The following is an 8,908-nucleotide window of genomic DNA, read 5'->3' as shown; positions in this document are numbered from 1 at the left end:
CCGCCGCTCCCCATAGAGACAGCATGAGGCCCGCGGCGCCCACTTCCCCCAACAGCGCCGCCGCATTGCTGCGCAGCGCCAGCCAGGCATAGGCCGGGCCGGGCGCATAGTTGAACCCGCCGGCCGAAATGCGGAACGACACGTAGTACCACGGGGCGACGACCAGCGCGGTCAGCGCGCCCGTCGCCCACAATCGCCGGTCGCGCAGCAGCGCCCAGCGCCGCGACAGCGCGATCTCGATCGGCGGGATCAGCGCGACCAGCGCGCCATTGCCCTTCACCAGCGGCGCGAACGCGGCCAGCGCGCCGAACAGCAGGAACCGCCGCCAGCCGGGCCGCTCGGCCGCGCGCAGCCACGCGATCGCCGCCAGCCCGGCCACCAGCGCCACCGGCTGGTCGAGCAGGAACGCGCGCGCGCTTTCCACCACCAGCGGCAGGACAAGCATCGCCAGCGCCGCCGCGATCCCCACGCGCCGCGCGCCGGCGCGCGTCAGCGCCCAGGCGGGCAGGATCGCGGGCAGCCCGGCGACGAACGCGCTGACGACCGCCGCCGCCGCCGCCCCCGGCCACCAAAGCGCCGCGGCGGGAGCGAGCAGCGCATACCAGCCGGGCGGCCAGTGGCCGATCGACAACTTGGGATAATGGACATAGAAATCGCGCGCGAACGCCATCGGCGCGGGCAATCCGGCGCGCAGCCAGTCGGCAATGAACAACGTGTTGACGTAATGCGCCGATTCGTCGGGGCCGAGGAAACTGCCGGTCAACCCGCCGGTCAGCCACGCCAGTGCGACGCTGGCCAGCCCCAGTCCGATCGCCAGCCCCGCCGCCGCCGCGACCGCGCGCCTCCGCGCCTGCATCATCGCGCCCTTCCCGGTTGTGGTGCCCCCGGCGAGATTCGAACTCACGACCTGCGGTTTAGGAAACCGTCGCTCTATCCTGCTGAGCTACGGGGGCACGCGCGGACGCGGTATCGCGCCGGCGCGCCGGAATCAACGCGCTTGCCGCGCGGCGGGCGATCCGACGATGTGGAAGGAAATCTCTGGTCGGGGCGACAGGATTCGAACCTGCGACCCCCACACCCCCAGTGTGATGCGCTACCAGGCTGCGCTACGCCCCGACCGAGGGGGCGCCTCTACGCCGCGGCCGCGCAGGATGCAAGCGGATGATGGCCGCCATTACGCCGACGTTGCGCGGCGCGCCGCGCGATGATAGCGGCAACGCCTTCCAGCGGCCGTACCCCGGCCGCTCCATGGCCATGCACGGAATCCGATGCTGATCTCTCCCGCCTATGCGCAATCCGCGACCGGCGCCGCCTCCTCGGGCGGCTTCGCCGGTTTCCTCAGCCTTGCGCCGCTGTTCCTCGTCTTCATCGTCTTCTACTTCCTGATGATCCGCCCGCAGCAAAGCCGAATGAAGGCGTTGCAGGCCGCCGTCGCCGGTGTGAAGAAGGGCGATTCGGTCGTCACCGCCGGCGGGCTGGTCGGCAAGATCACCCGCGTCGAGGACACGATCGTCGAGGTGGAGATCGCCCCCAACGTCAAGGTGCGCGTGGTCAAGGCGACGCTGGCGGAAGTGACCCCGCTGGGCGGCAAGCCGGCGAACGACTGACATGCTGGACTTTCCCCGCTGGAAGGTGGCCGGGATCTGGCTGATCCTGATCGCGCTCGTGTCGCTGTCGATCCCGACGTTCGTGCCGGAGGAGGTCACCAAGTCGTGGGGCATCCATCTGCCGCGCGTCAACAAGGGCCTGGACCTGGCCGGCGGCAGCTACCTGCTGCTGGAGGCGGACACCAACGACGTCGCGGCGACGCGCGTCGAGGCGATGCGCGAACAGGTGCAGACCGAGATGCGCCGCCAGAACCCGCGCATCGAGATCGGCGACATTTCCAGCCGTAACGGCCAGCTGTCATTCATGCTGCGCGATCCGTCGCAGGTCGACGCCGCGCGCGAACGGCTGCTGTCGATCACCGGCACCGGCGCGGGAATGACCGGCCAGCGGCAGTGGGACATCCAGGTGGTGGACACCAGCCGCTTCGTGCTGACCCCCACCGCCGCCGGGCTGGCGCAGGCGGTCGACACCGCGATGGGCGATGCGACCGAGGTCGTGCGGCGCCGCATCGACGAAATGGGCACGCGCGAGCCGACGATCGTGCGCCAGGGCACCAATCGCATCGTCGTGCAGGTGCCCGGCCTGCAGAACCCGCAGGCGCTGAAGGACCTGCTGGGCAAGACCGCCAAGCTGGAATTCAAGCTGGTCGACACCACCGCCGATCCGCAGGCGCTGGCGCGCGGCCAGGCGCCGGCGGGCGACCAGATCCTGCCCTATCCCAACAACCCGTCGGGCGTGCCGTTCATCGCGGTGCGGCGCAGCGCGATCCTGACCGGCGACATGCTGTCCGACGCGCGGCAGGAATTCGAGCCGCAGACCAACGCGCCGCAGGTGTCGATCACCTTCGACAGCCAGGGCGGCCGCCGCTTCGCGCGCACGACGCAGGAAAACGTCGGCAAGCCGTTCGCGATCATCCTCGACAATACGGTCATCTCGGCACCGAACATCAACGAGCCGATCATGGGCGGCCGCGCGGCGATCAACGGCGGGTTCACCGTCGAAAGCGCCAACCAGCTGGCGATCGCGCTGCGATCGGGCAAGCTGCCGATCGCGCTGAAGGTGGTGGAGGAATCGACCGTCGGGCCGGACCTGGGCGCCGATTCGATCCGCGCCGGCATCCTGGCCTCCGCAGTCGCGGTGGCGCTGGTGGTGGCGTTCATGCTCATCACCTACGGCCGGTTCGGATTCTATGCGAACCTGGCGGTGGTCATCAACGTGTTCGTCATCCTGGGCGTGATGGCGCTGCTGAACGGCACGCTGACGCTGCCCGGTATCGCAGGCTTCGTGCTGACGATCGGCACCGCGGTGGACGCCAACGTGCTGATCAACGAGCGCATCCGCGAAGAGCGGCGGCGCGGGCGCAACATCGTCCAGTCGGTGGAGCTTGGCTACAAGGAAGCCAGCCGCACGATCTTCGAGGCGAACGTCACCCACGCCATTTCGGGCATCATCATGTTCGTGCTGGGTTCCGGCCCGGTGAAGGGCTTCGCGGTCGTGCTGCTGATCGGCATCGCCACCAGCGTGTTCACCGCGGTCACCTTCACCCGGATGCTCGTCGCCGGATGGCTGCGCCGCGCCAAGCCGAAGACGATCAACATATGATCGCCCGCCCCCGCGTCACCCCGGCGAAGGCCGGGGTCTCCCCGTTGGAGAAAGACCCCAGCCTTCGCTGGGGTGACGGTGAAATGCTATGAAACTGCTCAAGCTCGTCCCCGACGATACCAATTTCGATTTCGTCCGCCTGCGCGGGCTCGCGTTCGGCCTGACGCTGCTGCTCAGCGTGCTGGCGGTCGGGCTGACCGTGTACAAGGGGCTGAACTTCGGCGTCGATTTCGAAGGCGGCCTGATGATCGAGGAGCGCTTCGCGGCCAGCCCTGATCTGGACCGCGTGCGCGCCGTGGTGGATGCACAGGGCGTGGGCGAGGCCTCGCTCCAGCAGTTTGGCGACCCGCGCACCATCACCATCCGCCTGCCGGTGCAGCAGGGCGGCGACGAAGGCGCGACCAATGCCGCGGTGCGCAAGGTCGAGGCCGCGCTGTCGCAGCAATTCCCCGGCGCCGAATTCCGCCGCTATTCCACCGTGTCGGGCAAGGTATCGGGCGAGTTGATCCGCAACGGCGTGCTGGCGGTGGTGCTGGCGATCATCGGCATCGGCCTGTTCGCGATCTTCCGCTTCGAATGGCAGTTCGGCGTGTCGACGATCGTCGCGATCGTCCACGACCTGTTGATGACATTGGGTTTCTTCGCGCTGACGCAGTTCGAGTTCGACCTGAACATCGTCGCCGCGGTGCTGACCATCATCGGCTATTCGATCAACGACAAGATCGTCATCGACGACCGCATCCGCGAGAACATGCGCCGCTATCGCAAGATGGAGATGCGCGAGATCGTCAACCTGTCGGTCAACGAAACGCTGCCGCGCACCGTCATGACCTCGGTCACGATCCTGCTGGCGCTGCTCGCGATGCTGTTCCTGGGCGGGCACGTGCTGCGCGGGTTCACCGCCGCGATGGTGCTGGGCATCGTCGTCGGCACCTATTCGTCGATCTATGTCTCGTCCTCGCTGCTGATCTCGCTGGGGCTGCGCGCCGAGCCGGAGGCGGACGACAAGCCCAGGCGCGGCGGCGGCATCGGCGATGCCGAGCGCGTGGGCCCGCGCACCTGATGCGCGTCGACCGCGACCGGCCGGCCGCCGGGCCGCTGGTGCGCGGTTTCGGCGCGGGCGGGTTCAAGGTGGATGCGCCCGACGGGACGATGGGGGTGTACCCGGCGCTGCTGCTGACCGCGACGCGCGCCGACGGCTGGTCCCCGCCGGAACTGGCGGCGCTGGACGACGCGGCGCTGGCGCCGATCCTGGCGGGGCCGCTGGAATTCATCCTGATCGGCACCGGCGCCGAACTGCGCCGCGCGCCGCGCGCGCTGGTCGCGGCGCTGGAGGCACGCGGGATCGGGGTGGAGACGATGGACAGCCGCGCCGCCGCGCGCGTCTGGGGCATCCTGCGCGCCGAAGACCGGCAGATCGCGGCGGCGCTATACCCGCTGGAGGCGTAAGGGCGGCGGCATCGGCCGCCTCCGCGGTGACGCCGGAGCGACCGCCCCTACCGGCTCACTCGTCCACCAGCCGCCCTTCGCGTGCGCGGAAATAGAACTGGCTGGCGACCAGCCATCCCTTGATCGGGCGGAGCGGCAGGACGGTGCTGACGATCAGCACCGGCATGCTGACCAGCAGATGCACCCACCATGGCGGGCTGGCGAGGATCTGGAGCATCAGCGTGAAGACCACGCCGGGAATGCACGCGAACAATTGCACGAACACCGCCGGCCCGTCCGCCGGGTCCGCATAGGAATAATCCAGCCCGCACACCTCGCACCCGTCGCGGAGCGTCAGGAAGCCGCGGAAGATATGCCCCTTCCCGCAGCGCGGGCAGCGCCCCGCCGGCCCGGTCCTGAGCGGGCTGAGCGGTGCCCAGCGGTGCCCCGCGGCGTCGACGAAGCGATCGCCGTCGGTATCGTGCGTGTCCATTGCCCCGCTGTGCGCGCCGGGCGGCGCGGCATCAACCACCCGCCGCCTGATGCAGGTGAACCAGCCCCGCGAGATGCGCGTGCAGTGCCGCGGCATTGGCATCCCAGGTGAAGCGCAGCGCGTGCGCACGCACCGCGTCGCGCGCGGGGGGATGTGTCAGCAGGTCGCTGATCGCGCGCGCGACCGCCGCCGGATCGCGCGCGACGATCCGCCCCGCGGCATCATCACGCACCACGTCGCGCGCGCCGCCGACGTCGGTGATGACGATCGGCGTTCCGCAGGCGAGCGATTCGACCCAGGCATTGGCCAGCCCCTCCGACGAGGAGGCCAGCGCCATGACATCGGCGGCGGCGAACCAGCGCGACAGATCGTCATGCGCGACCGGGCCGAGCAGGCGGACGCGATCGGCCACCCCCGCCGCCGCGGCGCGCGCGGCGAGTCGGGCATGCTCCGGCCCCTCCCCCGCGATCGCCAGCGTCGCGCCGGGCAAGCGGGCGAGCGCGGCGATCGCCACGTCATGCCCCTTGCGCGGGATCAGCGCGCCGACCGACAGCACCAGCGGCCCGGCGATCCCCAGCGAAGCGCGCAGCGCGTCGCGGTCGCCGGCGGGTGCGAAACGGGTCAGGTCGACCCCGGTATGGTGCACCCGCACCCGCTCCGCCGGGATGCCGATCGCGGCCATGTCGTCGCGCATCGCCGCGCTGACCGCGAGCAGCCCGTCGGCGGCGCGGCCGGCGGCACGTACCTGCGCCGCGGTGGCGGGGGCGTGGCCCCAATGGTGGATGTCCGCCCCGCGCGCCTTGATCGACACGGGAACGCCATAGCGGCGGCTCAGCGCGACCGCCGCCGGCCCGTCGGGGAAGAAGAAGGACGCATCGATCACGTCGAACGGGAAATCGGCGCGCAGCGAATCGAGCAGCGGCACCAGCGCGCGGGTCAGCGCGGCGACATGGAAGCGCCCGCCCGTACCCGGCACGATGCGGAAGCGCGGACGATCGACGGTAACGCCGTCGCGCACCTCGCGCCGCGGCACCGCATCCCAGCCGCGATAGCGTGGGTGCCGCGACAGCGGCCAAAGCGGCAGTCCCAGCGGCGCGACGACGCGCACCGCCACCCCGTCGCGCCGCGACAGCGCCGCTACCTGCCGCGCGACGAACACGCCGAAATTCGGCCGCGTCGCGTCCGGGAACAGGGTCGACAGCGTCAGGACGCGCAGCATGGCGGGGGTGTTAGCCGCACGACAGTAAGCGCGGCTTTAACGCGCCCGTCCCGCGCGCACGCTCACAGCCGCTCGGTCGCGGCCAGATAATCGGTCATCGTCCGCGTTCCCTCCGCGGTCAGCTGCACGATCACACGTCGCCGGTCGATCGGATCGGGCAGCCGGCGGACCAGTCCGTGCTCCACCAGCATCGCGATCTGGCGCAGCGCGGTCGTCAGCGGCGCGCCCGACGCGACCGCCGCGCTGGTGGTATAGACCGCGCGCCCCTCCGCTTCCTGCACGAACAGTTCCAGCAGCAGGTCGAATGCCGGTTCGCCGACCATCGCCGCGCCCCAGTAACGCTCGCGCAATCGCCGCTTGCCGAGGATGCGCTCCGCCGCGCGCTTCAGGGCGCGGCGTTCATCGTCGATGGGGCCCGAATCCTCATAGGCGATGGTCATCGACACGCGGCGCCAGGCGCCGAGTTGCAGCATCGAGACGTGATGGGTCAGCCACACCCGTTGTGCGTCGTCGCCGGCGAGGCGCTGGGTCATCGAAAAGCCTCGCCCGTCGACGCGCAACGCCCGCACCCGTTCCGCGAAGACCCCGCGATCATCGGGATGGATCAGGTCCAGCAGATGGCAACCGATCACGTCCTCACGCGGCCGCCCGATCGCCGCGGCATAGCCTTCGTCGACGTCGCAGATCGTCATGTCGTCATCGACCAGGCAGCTCATCAGGCTGCGCACGCCGGAACCCAACATATTCCCCCCCGGATTGATAGCGCTGTCAGCGACCGGGGAGTATTATCGCCGAAACCATGTGGATGGTCGGGCGGGCGGGGGTCAATCCCTACCTTAGTCGAACCGCGCCGGTGTAGGCGAACAGCAGGTCGGCATCGACCGAGGCGTGCAGCGCCTCCGGCCCGTCGACCAGCACACACTCGCCAGCCTTCCATTCGACGCCGGCGACGACGCCCGTGCCCTTGATCGGGATCAGCCAGCCCTGCTTGCCCGCCGGCAGGTCGATCGCGCGGTTGCCGCCGGTCCAGCGTTCCAGCACGAATTTCGGCCCCTCGACCAGGATCGTCCGCCCCGGCGCGACCTCGCCCGGCGCGGACGGCGCGACATAGGGTTCGAGATCGGCGACCGCGACGCCATCGTCCAGATGCAGCTCGCGCGGGCGGCCGTAGTCGAACAGGCGATAGGTGGTATCCGAATTCTGCTGCACCTCGATCACGGTCAGCCCCGCGCCGATCGCGTGGATCAGCCCGGAATGCGCATAATAGAAATCGCCCACCTTCACCGGCTTCCAGAACAGCTTGTCCTCAAGGCTGCCGTCGAGCGCGGAGGTGCGCAATTCGTCGCGCGTCATCGGCTCGAGCGGCCCCATCGCAATCGTCGAATCGGGCTCGGCGGCCAGCACCGTCCAGCATTCGTCCTTGCCGCGCGGCAGCCCGCGCTTGTGCGCCTCCTCATCGGACGGATGGTCCTGCACCGACAATTTTTCGCTGGTGAACAGGTATTTGATGAGCAGCTCCGGCTCTTCCGGGTGCGGCGACTGGAACCACACCTCGCCGATCGGTTCGGCATCGGGCGCGGGATCGGGGAAGCCGGGATAGAGGTGGTGGCGCCCCCACGGCTTCTCAACGCGCTTGGTGGCGAGCAGGGTGGCGGGCATGGAAACTCCTCGGTTCGGCAGGTGATGCGGACGGTCGCGGTAACGCGCAACGGCCGCTTGCGCTCCGCATGCGCAAAAGCCGTTGTTCGCCCCCGCCTCTCTACGCTAAGAGCCGGGTCAATGCGTACCCCCCTTTTCCGCCCGCTCACGCTGGGGCTTCTCGCCGCGCTCGCGCTTCCCATCGCCGGCTGCGCCACCAACCGCAATCGCGGCGACCTGCCCTATGTCGCGCGCGACGTCGGCACGCTGTATACGGCGGCCAAGAAGCGGCTGGACCAGGGCCGCTACAAGGAAGCGGCCGCGCTGTTCGACGAGGTGGAGCGCCAGCACCCCTATTCGGTATGGGCACGCCGCGCGCAGTTGATGGGCGCGTTCAGCTATTATCTGAACCGCGACTATACCCAGGCGATCCAGGGGGCGCAGCGCTTCCTGTCGGTCCACCCGGGCAACCGCGATGCGCCTTATGCCTATTACCTCGTCGCGCTCAGCTATTACGAGCAGATCAGCGACGTCAGCCGCGACCAGAAGATCACTTCCCAGGCACAGGACGCGCTGGGCGAACTGATGCGCCGTTACCCCACCACCCGCTATGCCGCCGATGCGCGGCTGAAGCTGGACCTAGTGCGCGACCATCTGGCGGGCAAGGAAATGGAGATCGGCCGCTTCTACGAACGGCGTCGCCAGTGGCTGTCCGCCACGCTGCGTTTCCGCCGCGTCGTCGACCAGTATCAGACCACCACCCACACGCCCGAGGCGCTGATGCGCCTGACCGAGACCTATCTGGCGCTGGGCGTGCGCGGCGAGGCGGAAAAGGCCGCGGCGGTGCTGGGCGCCAATTATCCGGGCAGCGACTGGTATGCCCGCGCGTACAAGCTGATGCAGGAATATCCGGCCAAGCC

10 protein-coding genes and 2 tRNA genes are annotated in these 8,908 nt (G+C 69.6%); 5 read left to right on the top strand and 7 right to left on the bottom strand.

The window, feature by feature from the left end; genetic code table 11:
• The 3 genes from AX685_RS13055 to AX685_RS13045 form a co-directional block, all read right to left on the bottom strand.
• Positions 1-904: ArnT family glycosyltransferase (locus AX685_RS13055; protein WP_156445800.1), on the bottom strand; the 904-nt coding region annotated here is incomplete at its 3' end.
• A tRNA-Arg gene (locus AX685_RS13050) sits at positions 877-953 on the bottom strand. The genes AX685_RS13050 and AX685_RS13055, both read right to left, overlap by 28 nt.
• An 86-nt stretch (positions 954-1,039) precedes the next feature.
• A tRNA-Pro gene (locus AX685_RS13045) sits at positions 1,040-1,116 on the bottom strand.
• Between the two features lie 152 nt (positions 1,117-1,268).
• On the opposite strand from AX685_RS13045, the gene yajC reads away from it, so the two are divergent.
• The 4 genes from yajC (at position 1,269) to AX685_RS13025 (ending at position 4,659) form a co-directional block, all read left to right on the top strand.
• Positions 1,269-1,607 (top strand): preprotein translocase subunit YajC, encoded by a 339-nt coding sequence (yajC, locus tag AX685_RS13040; RefSeq protein WP_066489348.1) that lies wholly within the window; start codon positions 1,269-1,271, stop codon positions 1,605-1,607.
• 1 nt (position 1,608) lies between these two features.
• Entirely contained in the window at positions 1,609-3,210 is a 1,602-nt protein-coding gene (gene secD / locus AX685_RS13035) for a protein translocase subunit SecD (RefSeq protein WP_066489346.1), read from the top strand.
• An 88-nt stretch (positions 3,211-3,298) separates the two neighbouring features.
• Entirely contained in the window at positions 3,299-4,273 is a 975-nt protein-coding gene (secF, locus tag AX685_RS13030) for a protein translocase subunit SecF (protein ID WP_066489343.1), read from the top strand.
• Positions 4,273-4,659: an Mth938-like domain-containing protein gene (locus AX685_RS13025; protein ID WP_066489337.1), complete on the top strand. Its 387-nt coding sequence runs from the start codon at positions 4,273-4,275 to the stop codon at positions 4,657-4,659. Before secF ends, AX685_RS13025 begins: the two co-directional genes overlap by 1 nt.
• 55 nt (positions 4,660-4,714) lie before the next feature.
• Here the strand turns inward: AX685_RS13025 and AX685_RS13020 are convergent, their stop codons facing one another.
• The 4 genes from AX685_RS13020 to AX685_RS13005 form a co-directional block, all read right to left on the bottom strand.
• The gene (locus tag AX685_RS13020) at positions 4,715-5,131 is read right to left on the bottom strand and encodes a DUF983 domain-containing protein (RefSeq protein WP_066489334.1); all 417 of its coding nucleotides are present in this window, start codon (positions 5,129-5,131) and stop codon (positions 4,715-4,717) included.
• 31 nt (positions 5,132-5,162) lie between these two features.
• Positions 5,163-6,350 carry a glycosyltransferase gene (locus AX685_RS13015; protein WP_066489331.1) on the bottom strand — a complete coding sequence of 396 codons (1,188 nt, stop codon included), beginning with the start codon at positions 6,348-6,350 and terminating at the stop codon, positions 5,163-5,165.
• A 62-nt stretch (positions 6,351-6,412) separates the two neighbouring features.
• Positions 6,413-7,093: a PAS domain-containing protein gene (locus AX685_RS23355; protein ID WP_066489330.1), complete on the bottom strand. Its 681-nt coding sequence runs from the start codon at positions 7,091-7,093 to the stop codon at positions 6,413-6,415.
• A gap of 88 nt (positions 7,094-7,181) precedes the next feature.
• Entirely contained in the window at positions 7,182-8,009 is an 828-nt protein-coding gene (locus AX685_RS13005; RefSeq protein ID WP_066489329.1) for a class I mannose-6-phosphate isomerase, read from the bottom strand.
• A 120-nt stretch (positions 8,010-8,129) separates the two neighbouring features.
• On the opposite strand from AX685_RS13005, the gene AX685_RS13000 reads away from it, so the two are divergent.
• On the top strand, positions 8,130-8,908 hold a 779-nt coding region (locus AX685_RS13000; protein WP_066489326.1), incomplete at its 3' end, for an outer membrane protein assembly factor BamD.

This window comes from Sphingomonas sp. CCH9-F2 (genome assembly GCF_001556735.1).
GTDB classification, from domain to species: Bacteria; Pseudomonadota; Alphaproteobacteria; order Sphingomonadales; family Sphingomonadaceae; genus Sphingomonas; species Sphingomonas ginsenosidimutans.
Note: the sequence above shows the minus strand (reverse complement) of the source record. Positions and strands in the feature narration are given on the sequence as shown.

Coding starts and splice junctions, on each gene's coding strand:
- yajC (WP_066489348.1), top strand. CDS start 1,269: ATGCTGATCTCTCCCGCCTATGCGCAATCCGCGACCGGCGCCGCCTCC.
- secD (WP_066489346.1), top strand. CDS start 1,609: ATGCTGGACTTTCCCCGCTGGAAGGTGGCCGGGATCTGGCTGATCCTG.
- secF (WP_066489343.1), top strand. CDS start 3,299: ATGAAACTGCTCAAGCTCGTCCCCGACGATACCAATTTCGATTTCGTC.
- AX685_RS13025 (WP_066489337.1), top strand. CDS start 4,273: ATGCGCGTCGACCGCGACCGGCCGGCCGCCGGGCCGCTGGTGCGCGGT.
- AX685_RS13020 (WP_066489334.1), bottom strand. CDS start 5,131: ATGGACACGCACGATACCGACGGCGATCGCTTCGTCGACGCCGCGGGG.
- AX685_RS13015 (WP_066489331.1), bottom strand. CDS start 6,350: ATGCTGCGCGTCCTGACGCTGTCGACCCTGTTCCCGGACGCGACGCGG.
- AX685_RS23355 (WP_066489330.1), bottom strand. CDS start 7,093: ATGTTGGGTTCCGGCGTGCGCAGCCTGATGAGCTGCCTGGTCGATGAC.
- AX685_RS13005 (WP_066489329.1), bottom strand. CDS start 8,009: ATGCCCGCCACCCTGCTCGCCACCAAGCGCGTTGAGAAGCCGTGGGGG.